The sequence below is a fragment of the Flavobacterium hydatis genome (genome assembly GCF_000737695.1).
Taxonomy (GTDB): domain Bacteria; phylum Bacteroidota; class Bacteroidia; order Flavobacteriales; family Flavobacteriaceae; genus Flavobacterium; species Flavobacterium hydatis.
In genome coordinates, this window is record NZ_JPRM01000034.1 from 1 (window position 1) to 18224 (window position 18224).

The 18224-nt window shown below is 33.6% G+C and carries 9 protein-coding genes; 8 read left to right on the plus strand and 1 reads right to left on the minus strand.

The genetic code is table 11. The annotated features are described in order from the left end of the window. The 8 genes from IW20_RS18495 to IW20_RS18530 all read left to right on the plus strand — a co-directional run. Window positions 1–4170: hybrid sensor histidine kinase/response regulator transcription factor (locus tag IW20_RS18495; RefSeq protein ID WP_035625835.1), on the plus strand; the 4170-nt coding region annotated here is incomplete at its 5' end. Window positions 4171–4369: 199 nt separating this feature from the next. Continuing rightward, the gene (locus IW20_RS18500; RefSeq protein ID WP_035625838.1) at window positions 4370–7456 is read left to right on the plus strand and encodes a SusC/RagA family TonB-linked outer membrane protein; all 3087 of its coding nucleotides are present in this window, start codon (window positions 4370–4372) and stop codon (window positions 7454–7456) included. Window positions 7457–7466: 10 nt separating this feature from the next. Next, window positions 7467–8951 (plus strand): RagB/SusD family nutrient uptake outer membrane protein, encoded by a 1485-nt coding sequence (locus IW20_RS18505; protein ID WP_035625841.1) that lies wholly within the window; start codon window positions 7467–7469, stop codon window positions 8949–8951. 84 nt (window positions 8952–9035) lie between these two features. After that, a complete protein-coding gene (locus IW20_RS18510) occupies window positions 9036–10094 on the plus strand; it encodes a glycoside hydrolase family 130 protein (protein ID WP_035625843.1) in 1059 nt (352 codons plus the stop codon). Further along, entirely contained in the window at window positions 10094–11380 is a 1287-nt protein-coding gene (locus IW20_RS18515) for an MFS transporter (RefSeq protein ID WP_081912514.1), read from the plus strand. The genes IW20_RS18510 and IW20_RS18515 overlap by 1 nt, the downstream gene beginning before the upstream one ends. A gap of 207 nt (window positions 11381–11587) precedes the next feature. After that, a complete protein-coding gene (locus tag IW20_RS18520; RefSeq protein WP_035625846.1) occupies window positions 11588–13306 on the plus strand; it encodes a hypothetical protein in 1719 nt (572 codons plus the stop codon). A gap of 154 nt (window positions 13307–13460) precedes the next feature. Next, window positions 13461–15083: an alpha-glucosidase gene (locus tag IW20_RS18525; RefSeq protein WP_051885946.1), complete on the plus strand. Its 1623-nt coding sequence runs from the start codon at window positions 13461–13463 to the stop codon at window positions 15081–15083. 12 nt (window positions 15084–15095) lie between these two features. After that, window positions 15096–15611 (plus strand): cupin domain-containing protein, encoded by a 516-nt coding sequence (locus IW20_RS18530; RefSeq protein ID WP_035625850.1) that lies wholly within the window; start codon window positions 15096–15098, stop codon window positions 15609–15611. Between the two features lie 167 nt (window positions 15612–15778). Here IW20_RS18530 and IW20_RS18535 read toward each other — a convergent pair whose 3' ends face one another. Beyond that, window positions 15779–17650, minus strand: coding sequence for an alpha-amylase family glycosyl hydrolase (locus IW20_RS18535; protein WP_035625852.1), 1872 nt, complete (start codon window positions 17648–17650; stop codon window positions 15779–15781). Window positions 17651–18224: the final 574 nt, after the last annotated feature.

Genomic DNA, 18224 nt, shown 5'->3' on the forward strand with positions numbered 1-18224 from the left:
GCTTGTAACAATAATGAAAAGAAAATTACTTTAGATAGTATTTCAAAAAATCCGTTTGATAAAGTAGAACAATCAAAAATTAATAATCCTGATTATAAATCGGTTTGGGATTCTTATAAATCATTAGACTTAAAATATTCTTTAGAGCAATTGGATAACACCAAAGGCTTATCAAATAGTTCTATTAATAGCATATTTCAGGATTCGGAAAATTTACTTTGGGTTGGTACTTGGGATGGCTTGAATCGATATGATGGAAATAACTTTAAAATTTTCAGACCTGAGCTAAACAATAAAAATAGTTTAAGCAACCAAGTCATTCTTAAAATTGATGAAGATAGTACAGGCAAAATCTGGATACTTACTATTCATGGAATTAATTGCTATGATAAAAAAACAGGTACTTTTCAGCATTATTACTTTTCGAGAGAAAATATACCTCCATTATCTGAATCTGAATTTAATATGGCGCTCGATCCTTCTAAAAAAGTATTTTGTGCTGTAAAAGACTGGGGAATTGGTTACTATGACGGAGCTAATTTTCAGTTATTGAATACCGAAAAACTTTCGAAAAAAGCGGTAATAAAAATGGAATTCTCTTTAAGTGGGGAATTACTTGTTTTATTTGAAGATAATAAACTCTATTCATTATCTCTTAAAAACAATCCAAACGGAAAACCATCTATCACTAAAACAACATTAATTTCGGATAACATTCGGACATTTGGAATAGTTTCTAAACAAAAAATATGTACCATATCGGTAAAAGGAGAATCTCGCTTATTTTCTTTTGCAAATAATGAAAGTACTTTACTTTTAAAAAAAGATATCGAAAACACTATCGGGAATACTCCTGAAGGACTTGTTGTATCTAGTAAATCAGGTCATTATATTATTGATACTGATGGCACTATAATTAATCATGAATGGCTGAAATATCTGAATAACCAAAAAACTACAACTTTAATTAGGGGTAATGAAAATATTATTTGGGCTGGAACGGATGGCGACGGAATTATTAAAATGTATCCACTCGAGAAATCATTTAACCTTATTTCTAAATCGCAGGTTCCAGAATTAGACGGAGCTATTGTAAGAACGTTTCTGGAAGTTGATAAGAATACTTTTTTGGTTGGCACAAAAGGGAAAGGTTTGTTCCGATTTTCCTCTAATTTTTATCTCAATCCCGAAAAACCATTAGAATATAAAAATTTCAATGAAAATAATAGCGCTATAAATAATGCTGTTTTTGCTTTATGCAAAGGACAAAATAATTTAATCTTTATTGGTAGTGACGGTGAAGGCATTTCTGTTTTTGACTTGAAAAAATCAAAATTAATTAATTGGGCTGATATCGTAGGTAATGCGGATTGTGGTTTCTTTAAATCTATCTATTCTATATATCAAGATGAAGACGGTTTTATATGGCTTGGAACAAATGGATATGGAATGATTCGCTGCAAGATGGAACGTTCTGGAGAAAATTTAAGAATCACTGATTTTAAAAGATATATTGCTGACAGTAGTCAGAAAAATGCTTTAAGCAGTAATATTGTTTTTTCTATAATTCCTAAGAATAAAAATCAGCTTTGGATTGGAACTCGTTTGGGAGGTTTAAATTTATTTGACAAAAAATCGGAACACTTTAACGTTTACAAAAACAGTCCCAATGACTCTACAAGCCTATCCAATAATGACATACTATGTTTGCAAACCGATGCTAAAAACAGGCTTTGGATTGGTACTAGTTTTGGTCTTAATTTGTTAGAACCTATAAAAAATGATGGAAAAGTAATATTTAAAAATTTTACGGTAAAGGATGGTCTACCTAATAATACGATTCACGGAATTGTTGCCGATAAAAAAAATAACCTTTGGTTAAGTACCAATTTTGGTTTGTCTAACTTTAATTCTAAAGAATTAAAATTTACTAATTATACCAAAAATGAAGGTTTGCAAAATAATGAATTTGCAGATGGAGCTTTTTATCAAGACTTAAATTCTGAATTTATATTTATGGGAGGAATAAAGGGATTTAATTATTTCTTGCCTCAAAAAATAAAAGTATCTACAACTATTCCAGATCTTTTTATTGATAAAATTAGCGGTCAGAACCAGCCTATCCCCTATTATCAGGGATTGGTAATTACGCCAGACTCAAACACTCATCCTTCGATTGTTTTAAATCATAACCAAAACTTTTTTGACATTGAGCTAACTGCTTTAACGTATATAAATACCGAAAAGTGCCAATATGCCTATCAGTTAATGAATTTTGATAAAGGCTGGAATACCATCAATAACCGACGCATTATTTCTTTTACTAATGTTCCTAAAGGAAACTATTCTTTATGGATAAAATGGTCTAATAGTGATGGCGTTTGGAGTAAACCGGTTCATGCTATCGATATTAGGGTTAAACCTGTATTCTGGCAATCGAATCTTGCTATTATTATCTATTCTTTGCTGTTCTTGGGTTTTGTATTATTTGTGCTTAGTTACTACAAGAAGCGACAATCATTAAACCAAAATATCCTTTTTAGACAAAGGGAAAAAGAATTGCACGAAAACAGGCTTACTTTTTTTACTGATATTGCTCACGAATTCCAAACTCCTTTAACGCTTATTGTTGGTCCTATCCAAAAACTTTCGGAAACGACAAACCTCAGCGAAAGAAATCAGAAATTCATACAGATGATTCAACGAAATTCTTCTCGTTTACTATTCTTAACGCAACAACTTCTTGAATTTAGGAAAGCTGAGTATGATTATCTCGAAGTAACCGTGAAAAAATTTGATTTGGTAAATTTGGTAGAACAAATTGCGGAATTATTTGATGAATGGGCTTTAGAAAAAAATATAGAGTATAACCTCAACATTCCTCCTACTTTAATTGGTTGGTACGATAAGGATAAGATTGAAAAAATAGTGTTTAATCTTATGTCGAATGCCTTTAAATATACTCCTGTAAACGGAAAAATAAACCTTAAACTCTATATTCAAGATAAGGATTCTGAGAAATTAAACATTACAATCACTAATACTGGTAAGGGAATCCCGAAAGAAGAACTGGACTCCTTGTTTAATCAATTTTTCTTGGCTGATTCTAGCAAGGAAACGGACAATAATATGTTTAGAACTGGTATTGGTCTGGCTTATGTAAAAAAACTGGTTACAGTATTGAGAGGTGAAATACAGGTTACCAGTGTACTGAATAAAGAAACGACCTTTACAATTCTTATCCCTTGTAACAAAGATGTTTTTACCGAAAAAGAATTAGATACGGCTCTAAGTCCGATTTTAATTTCGCATCATTTAAAGAATATCCTCGAAGAAAACCCTATAAAACCAGATGAAACTCCAAACAAAATTTTATCTCTGGAGGAACTTGCCGATAATCGAAAAATAATATTAATAGTCGAAGACGAAAAAGATATTCATGTTCTCCTTAATGAGTTATTAAGCGAAAAGTATAAACTTATTATGGCGTATAACGGTCTGGAAGCACTAAAAATTATTGAAGACGTAATACCCGACATCATTATTAGCGATGTAATGATGCCTTTTATGGATGGTGTTGAACTTTGCAAAAAGATAAAGACCAATCTTAAAACCTGCCACATTCCTTTTATTATGCTTACCGCAAAAGACTCGGTCATACACCGAATTGAGGGAATAGAAAGTGGTGCTAACTCTTATATACCAAAACCGTTTTATCCAGATCACTTGCTAATAAGAATACAAAAACTTCTGGAAGAAAAAGAATTGATTTCGAGGTATTTTAAACAAGATACTTTGGTCGAAAACCTATCGGAACTTCCGATAAATAACGATGAAAAAGACTTTATAAAAAAAGTTATTGAACTTATTCGTAACAATATCGATAATGAAAATCTTCAGAGTTTATTTATCGAAAAAGAATTAGGTATTAGTAACTCGCAATTGTACCGAAAAACTAAACAGCTTTTTGGTTTTACACCTGGTGATTTAATTCGTACCATTCGATTAAAATATGCTGCGGAATTATTAAGAAAAAATAAATTAACCGTTTCAGAGGTATGCTATCAATCTGGGTTTAACAACCGCTCCTATTTTTACCGTGAGTTTAAAAAACTATACGATTTAACTCCAAAAAATTATCAGCTCAAATATAAATCAAAGAGCCAATAACTACATAAACACCTGAATAACAACAAATAAAACCCAGTGTACACTTTTGAAGAAATAGTGTACACGCTTTGTTGTATCCTCAAGCTAATTTTATAAACGATAATTAATTCAAACGTTATCGTAAAACCACGAATTATAATTTACCAAGAAAAACTATGAAAAAAAACAAACAAATTAGTAATCCAATTAATACTTCTTTATGATGATGAAAAAATATATGTACAAATTGTTCCTCCTCGGAGCAATTATGTTGGGAAGCATTATGCATGCCCAAACCGTTAAAGGTGTCGTTTCTGATAGTGACGGTCCGGTACCTCAAGTTAATATCAATGTAAAAGGAACTTCTAATTATGTCATCACCGATTTTGATGGTAATTATACCATTACAAATTTAGCTCCAGATGATGTATTGATTTTTAGTTATATCGGGTATCAAACTCAAGAAGCTGCTGTAGGTGGCAAAAAAGACTTAAATATTACGCTGGTCACAGATACAAATACCTTAAATGAGGTTGTTATTGTAGGATATACAAGCGAAAAGAAATCAGCCATCACAAGTGCTGTTACAACTGTAGATATGACCGAATTATCTAAAACCAAAGTAGCCGATGTTGGTCAGGCATTACAAGGTCAGGTTGCGGGCGTATCAGTAAGTTCTAGTTCAGGACAACCCGGAGATGGACTCGAAATACGCATAAGAGGCGTAGGAACTATAGGAAACAATGAAGTACTTTATGTAGTAGATGGTGTTCCTACTCGCGATATCAATTTCCTAAATCAATCGGATGTTAAGTCTATGACTGTATTAAAAGATGCTGCTGCAACAGCAATTTACGGTTCTCGTGCTGCCGGTGGTGTAATCCTTATTACAACCAAAAACGGTATAAAAGGAAAATCGAGTCTTAATATCGAATACTATACGGGGTTAAATTACGCTACAAATCTTCCTAAATTACTAAATGCTGATCAATACTTAACAGTAGTTGATCGTGCTTGGCATAATACAACTGGTAATGCTGCAAACGCTACAAGTCCCTATCAGGCAGCTAAAAATGCTGGATCTGTAAACGGAATACCATTGGCTAATACTAACTGGTTGGATGAATTATTTACTACAGGACAAACGACAAATCTTCAGCTTTCGGCCAGTGGCGGAAACGAAACTACACAGTACTTAATTTCTGGGGGTTATTTTGCCCAAAAAGGAATTATAGTAGGAAACAATAACCAATATGAGCGTATAAACTTTAGAGCCAATGTAAATTCTAATTTTTCTGAACGTTTAAAAGTAGGAACCAATATCCAGATTACTAATAGTGTTAAGGATAAATTATCTTCTAGTGGCGATGAAATGGGTGTAATACGTTATGCCATGTTTAGACCATCTATTCTTGGCGTTTACAAAGATGTAAATGACCCAACCTATTCCGCAGAGAATCCTTATACCGATTTACCTTTTTATCTAAATAATAATACCAAAAACGGATGGAGCCATGATTATGACTCTGCCTACAACCCTATTGCGATAGCAAATCTTATCGATAATAAACTTAAAACATTTAGACTTTTTGGAAATGTATACGGAGAATACAGTTTGCTAAATGATAAGTCTTTGAAATTTAGAAGCAGTTTCGGAGCTGACATCTCTTTTATTCATAATAAAAAATTCAACCAGAATTTTGGTGATGATGATAACGGAGATCCTTTATATCCTGGAATGGGAAGAATAAACAGACCTTCTTCTCTTAATGATGATATGGGACAGGATATGACTTTTACTTTTAGTAATACCTTAAATTATGTAAAAACTCTTAACGAGAAACATAGCATCAACGCCTTATTAGGTACAGAGAACATAATAAATAAGAGTGATAATATATACGGAACAAGAACTAATTATGATAATACCAGCGATCCTTTCCGTTATTTAGATTATGGAGAGTTAAATGTAAAAAACAATGCCAGCGGTAGCGGTAGTAGTTGGGCTTTAGTATCTTTCTTTGCCTCTGCAACTTATGGATATGATAACAAATATTATGCTTCGGGAACTATTAGAGCCGATGGTTCTTCTCGTTTTGGACCAAATAATAAATGGGGTTATTTCCCTTCGGTTTCTGGAGGTTGGGTTATATCCAAAGAAAAATTTATGGAAAAAGCCGATTGGATTTCAAACTTAAAATTAAGAGCAAGTTGGGGACAATCAGGGAATCAAGAGATTCCTAATAACACGTACCAAACGCTTGTTTCTCAAACAAATGATAATGTAAAAATTATCCGTTACGGAAATCCTGATATCAAATGGGAAACCACAACTCAAACCGATTTTGGTTTGGATTTTAGCTTCCTAAAAAATAAACTATCTATTACTACTGATTATTTTGATAAAACAACCAAGGACATCCTATTAACAGTAGGTTTACCAGCAGTAACTGTAGGTGTTATCGAATCTACTTATGTAAATGCAGGGGTTATAAACAATAAAGGTTTTGAGTTTGGAGCTAATTTCCAGAACAATGACCATACTTTTAAATATGGTATCAGTGGGAACTTCACAACATTAACTAACAGAGTTGAAGCTTTACAGCAGTACATCAAAAATATTGACAATCTGCAATCAAACACCAGAACAACTGTTGGACAACCTATAAACTCGTATTATGGTTATGTTTTTGATGGAATATATCAGAACACTTCCGAAATAAATTCTCAGTTGTACAGCAATACAAACGGGGCTTTACCTGGAGATATGAAGTTTAAAGACTTAAATGGCGATGGTAAAATCGATGCCAATGATAAAACTTTTATAGGAAATCCTATTCCGAAAATTAATTATGGTTTTGCTTTTAATGGTAGTTATAAAAACTTCGATATTTCACTTCTTTTTCAAGGAGTAGAAGGTGTTGACCGTTATAATAACTCAAAACAAGTTACAGCTTATAGCACCAAGATGCCCCTTAACTCTACTACAGCAATATTAGATGCTTGGAATGGAGAAGGAACCAGTAATACAATTCCAAGAGTAACCTTTAACCCTAATGGAGGTGGACAAATGTCTAGTGCATTTATCGAAGACGCTTCTTATTTAAGATTAAAGAATGTAGAGATCGGATATACTTTTAACCAAGGAATCATAGGGGCAGCCAATCTTCGTATTTATATGTCAGGTCAGAACTTATTTACCGTTACTAAATATACTGGACTAGATCCAGAATCTACCTCATTGGTCGATATGGGAACGTATCCGCAATCGAAATCTTATATCCTAGGATTAAAATTAAACTTATAAAAAAACGATCATGAAATATATACATATAGCAACACTACTAATAGGACTTGCAACCTTTACAAGTTGTAGTGATGAGTTAACGATAGATCCTGTAGGTTTAGTAACAGATGATCAAATAAATGCTACTCCTACTCTTAATACGGTAGAAAAATCTGTTAGTTCCTCCTATTTAATGTTTTCAAACACGTTAAACATAATGGGAAATTGGAACTGGACTGATGGACTTGTTTCCAATAATGATATTATCCTGCAAGACGTAGCATCTGATGATATGCAAAAAACATGGATTTCTAACTCAGACCAACCTTGGATGGACGAAGTAGATAATTATACATTCACATCCGAAAATGGCGGTGTTAATGGGGTATGGAAATACAATTATGAAGGAATAAAAAGAACCAATACGGCAATTAATTTTCTAGTAAATCCAGAAATTGAAGCTATTACAGGAATCAGTACTGCCAGAAAAAATCAATTATTAGGAGAAGCTTACTTTTTACGTTCGTTTTACTATTTCACATTGGTTAATAATTTTGGAGATGTTTCTTTAATCCTGACTCCTATAAAAACATATCAAGAAGCTTTTGAAAAAGCGGTAAGAGCTCCAAAAGCTGAAGTATGGAAACAGATTAATACTGATTTGGCTTTAGCCAAAGACCTATTGACTAATTCAAAATATAGCTCAGATACCGAAAAATGGAGAGTATCCAAAGGAGCTGTAATTGCGCTTCAGGCAAAATCGGCACTGTATAATGAAAAATGGGCAGATGTAATTACTTATGTAAATGAATTAGAAGGACTTGGATATTATAAACTAAATGCCAATTATTTTGATAACTTTAGTGTAGGAACGGAATACACTGATAATGAAGTAATTTTTTCTTTTGATCATCAAAGTAATGTTGTTCCTGCTAGAGGAAATGGATTCTGTGCATTGGCAGGTTGGGGATTTTTTGCTCCTACAACAGATTTCTTAAATTCATTTGAACCTAATGATCCTAGAAAATTATATACCGTAAATGCAGATCAGCTATGGGTAAATAAAATATTAGGAACTACCAATGGTGATAATAAAGGAAACGATCAGTCCCCAAGTAATAAAGTATTTATTCGTATGGCCGATGTATTGCTTTGGAAAGCCGAAGCTCTTAATGAAACCGGAGATTATGCCACAGCAATAGCTTATATCAATAAAATTAGAACAAGAGCAAGAACTACTACTACAGCCGATGGAAGTACTGTACCTGCAGGAACACTTGTAGACAGACCAGCATCATCGGATAAAGCGACTATTAAAAACTGGTTAATCTCGGAAAGAAGAGCCGAACTTGGTTTTGAAAACCAAAGAATGGCTGATTTAAAAAGATGGGGAATTGCGAAAGAAGTAATGAATGCAAGTGGAAAAAAATTCCAAGACAAAAACATGTTGTATCCAATACCTCAATCAGAAATTAATGCATCGGCAGGAACTTTAACTCAAAACCCTGGATATTAAATTTTAATAAAGAATACCCCCTGATTTACATAAACAAAATTGGGGGTATTCTTTAAAATACCATAAACATAGAACCACAAAAACATGAAAGATATAGCAAAACGTTTTACAGATAACCCCTTATTATCACCTATAGATATCCCTGCAAGCAGAGAAGGATTAGAAATTACATGCTTATTAAATCCAGGAGTATTTCAATATGAAAATAAAACCTGGTTAGTGGTACGAGTAGCCGAAAGACCGAAGCAAAAAGACGGTATCATTTCCTTTCCTATATTAACAGAAACTGGTGCTATTAAAATCATCGAGATACCAAAAGATGATCCCGAATTAATAGCAACCGATGCTAGAGTAATAAACTACAAAGGCGTTGATTATTTAACAACGTTATCTCACCTACGCCTATTATGTAGCAAAGATGGACACAATTTTTATGAACCCGAAAATTACCCATCACTAGTTGGCGAAGGCATGCTCGAAACTTTTGGGATTGAAGATTGCCGCGTTGCCTTAATCGAGGGAACATATTACCTAACCTTTACCTCTGTATCAGATAATGGTGTTGGCGTTGGGTTACGTACCACAACCGATTGGAAAAACTTCACAAAACATGGTATGATATTACCTGCACACAATAAAGATTGTGCCATTTTTGAAGAAAAAATAAACGGATTCTTTTATGCCTTACATCGCCCAAGTAGTGTAGATATTGGTGGTAATTATATCTGGCTAGCTTCTTCTCCTGATGGTATTCACTGGGGAAATCACCATTGCATCATAAAAACCAGAAAAGGACTTTGGGATAGTAAACGAGTTGGCGCAGGCGCTGCTCCTATAAAAACAGATAAAGGTTGGTTAGAAATTTATCATGGAGCCAATGAAAATCATCAATATTGTTTAGGTGCTTTTTTGATGGACTTAAAAGATCCTTCTAAAGTAATTGCAAGAACCGAACAACCTATAATGGTTCCTACTACAGAATATGAGTTAAGTGGCTTTTTTGGAAACGTAGTATTTACAAATGGTCATGTTGTAGAACCAGATGGAGATACACTTACCATATATTACGGAGCTTCGGATGAATTTGTTTGTGGTGCTCAATTTTCGATTAAAGAGATTCTTTTACTTTTAAAAAATAACTAATGTTTAAAAAACTTATATCAGAAATTGACCATTTTAAAAGCCAAACCCATAATTTCCGTATACTGATTTTTACAAACTTAGTTTATGCACTGGTATTACCCGTAATCGATATTTTTGTCGCTGCATACATCATGAGGAATTCAAATGACACCTCAAAAGTTGTTATTTATCAGTTGGCAATTTATACAGGGATTCCGCTTACATTCTTATTAAATGGGTTCTTGTTGAAACATTTCAACATCCGAAAACTATACTCAATCGGAATGATGCTAAGCGGTGTTTCCATGATTATTATGATGTCGCTGAAAACATTAGACCTAACCGGAATTGGTATTGCAGGGATTACTATGGGGCTTTCGTTTGGTTTATATTGGTCTAATCGGGATTATCTTGCTTTGGCAATTACAAATGATGAAAATCGTAATTATTATTACGGACTAGAAACCTTTATTTATACCATCATAGCTATTGCAATACCGGCAACAATTGGCTGGTTTATTCAATCTAAAACTGGCGAAGACCAAAAACACCAAGCGTACGAAATAATTACAGGAATTGTTTTTCTTATTACGATAATAGCCTCAATAGTATGTTATAGAGGTAAATTTGAAAATCCTGCTCAAAAAAAGTATATCTTTTTCAAGTTTCATCCCTTATGGTATAAGCTATTATCACTGGCAACCTTCAAGGGTTTGGCACAAGGATTTTTGGTAACAGCTCCTGCCATGCTTATTTTTAAAATATTAGGAGAAGAAGGCGCATTAGGACAAGCACAATCTATTGGAGCAATTTTAGCAGCCATTATAATTTATTTTATTGGGCGTTTCTCAAAACCATCGGATAGAATTAAAACTTTTTCTGTTGGATTAATTTTGTTCGCCTTGGGCGCGTGCATCAATGGGATATTATTTAATGAAACAGGGGTAATCATATTTTTGTTACTGTTGCTTATCGCAAAACCTTTAATGGATCTAGCCTACTTCCCTATTCAGCTTAAGGTAATTGATATTGTATCTCGTATAGAAAAAAGAGGCGAATTTACATATATCCTTAATCATGAAGCAGGTTTATACATTGGCAGACTTTTGGGCGCAGGAACATTCCTAACCTTATATTACGCTGTTTCCGAAGATTTTGCTTTACGATATGCCATCGGAATTATTGCTTTACTACAATTATGTTCCATTTTTATTAGCAAAAAAATCATTAAACAAGGAATTGAGCTTTCATCAGAAGATGTAACAGATCCAAAAGTTTTGGAAGAAGTGGCGGTAAAATTACTTTAACACATTTCAAAATATCATTAAACACATAGAAACATAGAATATTAGGTGTAAAAAAGAAACTCAAAAAGAAATACATTTCTTTCCCATAGCTACCTCTGTGTACTTTAAATAAGTGAAACGCCTTTTTTGAAGATTACAAAAATCTATGTCTCTATGTGTTAAAATTAATTACGTTCAGCGGTTACCTAAAATTAAAATTCAATAACTATGAATACATTTATAAAAATTACAACTTCGTGTCTGTTAGTCATTAGTTTAAATGCAACAGCACAAGTAAAACAACAAAATATTCCTCGCATAGACCAAATGCCTAATCTACCACAACCATTAAAAATCATCGATTATAAAAAACTAGCGTTAGATTTTGATAAAACGGTATATGACTTTAATGCCAAAGGCAAATACTGGCCAATGGTTTGGATGGATGACAGCCAGAAAAACTTCCCGCAAACAGTTGTAGGATTATATACGGCTGTGGCCGATGTAAGACAAGGACCGGATCATAACAATGGTATGTTTCACGAAGCTTTGGCGACAATGGGGGCAACATTAGGCGCTACATTAGTTGGTATTGACAAAAATCAGCCAAACCTTAATTATGTTGGAATGCTTAAAAACTATTTTAACAAAGAGACTAATTGGAATATTATGATGAATAATACCTGTCCAGAAGTTGCTTTATTAGGCGGAGGTTATGGTCGTGATTGGTGGTATGATGTATATCCTAATCTTTTGTTCTTTGCCGTTTATGATAAATATCCCAACGAACCTGGTTTTACCGAAATTGCCAGAACTATTGCCGATAAATTTTATGAGGCAGATGTAATCTTAAATGGAAACTACGATTACTCTTATTTTGATTATAACAAAATGACACCAATGACCAACCATATCTGTACGCAACCTGATGCAGCAGCGGGACATGCATGGGTATTGCATATGGCATATAAAAAATTTGGAGACGCTAAGTATTTAAAAGGAGCAAAAAGTGCATTGACAGCCTTACAATCGCAATCAAAAAATCCTACTTACGAAGTATTAATGCCGTTTGGAGCATATTTAGCAGCAAGAATTAATGCCGAAGAAGGTGCAAAATACGATACAAGCAAAATGCTAGATTGGACATTCGACGGAACACCAATTTGCCGTGAAGGATGGGGCGCATTAGTTGGTAACTGGAATGGTTATGATATATCAGGAACATTTGGTAGCACGGTAGATCATGGCGGTTACGGCTTCCTGATGAATACCTATGATGCCGCTTGGCCATTAGTACCAATGGTAAGATACGACCAATCTTATGCAACCGCAATAGGAAAATGGATGCTGAATGCAGCAAATGCTTCCCGTTTCTTCTATCCGCAATATATGCCAAAAGAACACCAAACAATTCCTGAACTTGCCGAAGTTACCAAAGGAGTTATTGGATATGAAGGAATCATAAAGCAATCGAGTTATAAAGAATACGAAAACCTAAAAGGTCCTGTAGCGCAAGGCGACGGTCCGCTTTGGGTACTTGGAGAAAATCCTAAAGAATCTCAATTTAGTGTATACGGAAGCGGGCACGTAGGAATCTTTGGAGGTATTATTAGTGCAACCAATGTTACCGGAATATTGCAACTTGATTTACTAGCCACAGACTTTTTCAGCGATAAAGCCTATCCATCGTATTTATACTATAATCCATATACAGCAAATAAAACAGTAACCATAAAAACCGAAAAAGGTAAAAAAGTAGATTTATACAATACCGTTTCAGGAAGTTTTATAGCCCGAAATGTAACTTCATCTGCCAAAATTAATATCAGCGCCTTGAGTTCTGCTGTAATTATTTGTGTGCCTGCTGGAGGAAAAGTAACCCATGACGGAGAAAAAATGCTAGTAGATGGTATTGTCGTAGATTATAAATCGCAAGAGAAAAAATAAGTATCAATCTCCAGTCTAGTTTGTCATCCTGAGGAATTCAGGGTAACAAAAATGAGAATAAAACCTAGTTAATCTAGACATCTTTATCCTAACAGGTTTTAAAAACCTGTTAGGTATTTTTTTACTTACTCAACAAATTAACCATACACTATTCATGAAACATAATCTATTCTATCTTACCTTTTTCTTTCTTCTAATGCTAAACACAACAAATGCTCAAAAAACACCCATTGACCAAAAATGGTGGAAAGAATCTGTTTTTTATCAAATCTATATGCCCAGTTACGCCGATAGTAATGGCGATGGATACGGAGATTTTAAGGGAATGACTCAAAAACTAGACTATCTAAAAGAACTTGGTATAAAAGGTATTTGGCTTACCCCCTTTCTGACCTCTCCCAAAGTTGATAATGGTTATGATATCGCCGATTATTATGAAGTAGACCCAACTTATGGAAACAAAGCCGATTTTGATACTTTTTTAAGCGAAGCACACAAAAGAGGAATTAAAGTGATTATAGATATGGTTTTTAATCATACATCTACCGATAGTAAATGGTTTCAGGAATCAAGAAAATCAAAGGATAATCCGTATCGTGATTATTATATTTGGAAAGATGAACCAAACAATTGGGAATCTTTTTTTGGAGGAACAGCCTGGGAAAAAGACACTTTAACCAATCAATATTACTATCATAAGTTTGATAAAAGAATGGCCGATCTTAACTGGTCGAATCCTAAAGTAGTTACAGAAATTCAAAATGTATTGCGTTTTTGGCTTGATGCTGGTGTAGATGGTTTCCGATTAGATGTAATTAATTTCCTGAATACCGACGGAATCACAAAAGATAACCCCATAAAAAATGGACAGCAAGAACACATACACGATATAGATCAGGAAGGTGTAAAAAATGCCATGCGCATTATAAAATCTACCGTAAATGAATATGACAACCGTTTTATTGTGGGAGAAATAGGAAGTGATAAAATCGAAGTTCTAAAACAATACCAATCGCAAGATTTATTAGATGTTGTTTTTAATTTCAACTTTGGGAGCATCAAAGAATTTTCGACCCAGCGTATTTTCGATGAATTACAAAGCATGGAGAAAAATATGAGTAATTATCCCACTCTATTTTTTGGTAGCCATGATATGCCCAGAATGATAGATCGATTAGCCAATGGAAATCCAGACAGAGCCACAGCATTAACCGCATTAATACTAACTGCCAAAGGAGTTCCGTTTATATACTATGGTGAAGAAATTGGGATGCATAATATCATTGCTCAGAATATAGACGAAATGGTCGATATACAAGGAAGAACACATTATGAATTGGCACTTGCTCAAGGCAAAAGTAAAAATGAAGCGCTTATAGAAGGAAACGAACACAATCGCGATAAATCACGTAGCCCGATGCAATGGAATTCAGATTCTTTTGCTGGATTCTCAAAAGAAAAAACATGGATTAAAATTAATCCTGATTATAAAAAAACGAATGTTAACGTTTTGACACCTCAAAAGAATTCTATACTCAATACCTATAAAAAATTAATAGCATTACGAAACAAAGAAAAAGTATTGCAATACGGAGATTATGATAACCTCAAACATCAAGAAGATCAAATATCATTTACGAGATCTTACCAAGGAGATAAAATCACCGTTATCATTAACTTCGGTTTAAAAAAAGAAATAACATTACCCGCAGGAGCTACCTTATTAATGGGAAGTAAAATCCTAAAACCAAATAGCTTTATTATTTACAGAAACTAAAATAACAGTAAAATGAATTTTAATTTATCACCAAATACAGAAAAAAAAGCAGTTTTCGAACAAATCGCTACAGCACTCGAAAAAGAAAATTTCATCATTATAAAACAAGATCAAACCCGACCTTGGGGAGGATTTTTTGTAATAGATGAAACGCAAGCTAGTGCATTTGCTAAGAAATTCTTTCCTCATCTTGAAATGTCAGAGATACAAATTACCAATAAACTGAGTCCTAAAATTTTAATTGTTGCACCAAACAAACGTTTATCATGGCAATTTCACTTTCGTAGAGCCGAAATTTGGAAAGTACTTGACGGAATTGTAGGTGTAAAAACAAGCTTAACCGACCAAGAAGGAGAAATACAAGAACTTGCTCCAGGTTCATTTATAAAATTAGACAAAGGAGAACGTCATCGCTTAATTGGTTTGGAATCATGGGGAATCGTAGCCGAAATTTGGCAACATACCAATCCCGAAAATCCATCTGATGAAGATGATATTGTACGATTACAAGATGATTTTGGAAGATAAATATCTATGTTTATTTATCCTGCAAGGTTTTTTCAACCTTGTAGGTTTAGAAATTATACCCCAAATATTGGATGTAGTTATCCTAACAGGTTTTTAAAACCTGTTAGGTATTTATATATTGATTATCATACCTACAAGACTAGAAAAACCTTGCAGGATTAAATAATCTACTTCACCTCATAAATAAACGATTCCGATGGCGCTATTTTAACTTTAGCCTTACCTTCACCATTACTTACATTCAGTTTTGTTTTATTCTGTAAATACAATTGATCTGTAATTGTATATTCACCATCCTTCAACTTCCATTTAGCGATAACATCCGCAGGAATTTTTAATTCAAATTCGCTCGTTTTATCAGCAGAGAAATTAACAACAACAATTAGCTTTTGATTATTAGACCAACGCACATAAGAATAAATACCAGTATCATATCTAGTAGTCGACTTGCGATTTACAGATTGAATCTCCTGAAAACCACCCATCAAAGCCGAACTATTTATAGAGAAATTTAGTAATCGCTTATAAAAATCTCTCAAATCCTTCTCCGATTGTGTAAGTTGACCGCCATCAAATTTGCCATTATTCATCCATCGCTGATGATTTGGTACACCAATATAATCAAAAATCGAAGTTCTGGAAGGTTTTCCGAATCCCGCATTTTCGTTTCCAGGTTCTCCAACTTCCTGTCCAAAATAAACCATCGTTGGCGAAGTGCTTATTGTTGTAGAAACCACCATCAAAGGTTTTCCTTTTTCTGGAGTTCCAGCAAATTCTGAACTTGCCAAACGTTGCTCGTCATGATTATCAAGAAAATGTAACATATTATGTTCAATATCCACCATATCATGCTGAATATCCGAAAGTTCATCAGGAGATGATTTCCCCTTAATAATATCTTTTAGCTTATCATACGTTTCAACCTTATCATATAAATAATCCATTTTACCCAAATGAATATAATTGCGATATTCTTTAGGATTGTACACCTCTGCTAATAAGAATGCATTAGGTTTCTTAACCTTAATAGCCGAGTTCATATAACTCCAGAATTCGTACGGAACCATTTCGGCCATATCAAAACGGAAACCATCAACACCTTTATCAGTCCAATACAAAGCGATAGATTTAAATTTCTTCCAAGAATCAGGAACATCTTTATCTTTCCAGAAATTATAGTGCTCTTGGTAAGATTTTTTATCAAAACCAGCAGGAAGTTCAGGAAAGTCTTTAGAACCGTCTGGGCGAATACCGTAATTTACTTTAACCGTTTCGTACCAATCATTTTGGTCTGGTTTAGCCTTACGCGAACCATTTCCAGTCCATTTTGCAGGATTTTCATCAAATTTATCATCTACAAGCGGGTTTTTCTCTCCATTTAACGGAACATCATTATCAGGAATCTGAAACGGAGTATTCGGTATATAGTAAAAATTATTATCACGTTTGTACTCCACCGTAACATCATCATTGGCACCAAAATCTTTTACGCCAGCAGGATTATTTTTACCCTCATATTTTCTAGCAATATGATTAGGAACAATATCGATAATCACTTTTAAACCCGCTTTATGCGTACGCGCAACCAAAGCTTCAAATTCTTGCAAACGATTAGCAGGATTTACAGCCAAATCAGGATTTACATTATAATAATCTTTTACAGCATATGGAGATCCCGCTCTACCTTTTATCACTTCTGGATCATCATTAGAAATTCCGAATGCAGTATAATCACGAACCAATGCATGATGAGGAACACCCGTATACCAAATATAAGTAACACCTAAATCTTTAATTTCGTGTAGTGCTTTATCGCTAAAATCATTAAACTTCCCTACTCCATTTTCTTCGATAGTTCCCCAAGGTTTATTTGTCGTATTAGTATTCCCGAACAAACGAGTGAAAACCTGATATACAACAACTTTATTTTCAGAAACAACTTCTTTCTTGTCCGTATTTTGTCTTATGTCATTTGTTTTACATGCAGTAACCAAAACCATTGCAGTAAACCCAGCCACAATAACGCGTGCCTTTATCATATTTTTATAATGTGCTTATATTAATTTTAAGGTCAAAATGCATTAACCAATTTTTAAATTTAATCTATTTTTTAAAACATAAAATCCTAGAAAAAAATTTAACTAAAAAAACGCTTTCACTACTAACACTACAACGTGTTAGTAAATCTATTTGTTGATAACTTAAAAGGATTTTAAAACTTCTCGGTTAATACTTTTACCACATTTTTTTTCACCATTAAGATATTAAGAAAAATTAAACTTAACAGTTAAACTTTTTTCTACAACAAATTAAAACTTCTTTCACCATTAAGATATTAAGAAAAATTAAGCTAAAACCTTAATGAAACTTAATGGTAAAACTTTTGATTCCACAAATTAAAAAATCCGTTTTTGTCCGCGTTTTCGCTTTAGCGAATCTGTTTTATCCGCGTTCTTTTTCGCCACAGATTAAAGGTTTAAAAAAATTAAAGCTTTGCGTCCTTTGCGTAATCCTTTGCGAACTCCGCGGTTAAATCTCCCCCCCTACAGAATAAAAAAACCTTTTTATCCGCGTTCCATTTCCTCACAAATTAAAGAATTAAATAAAACCAAC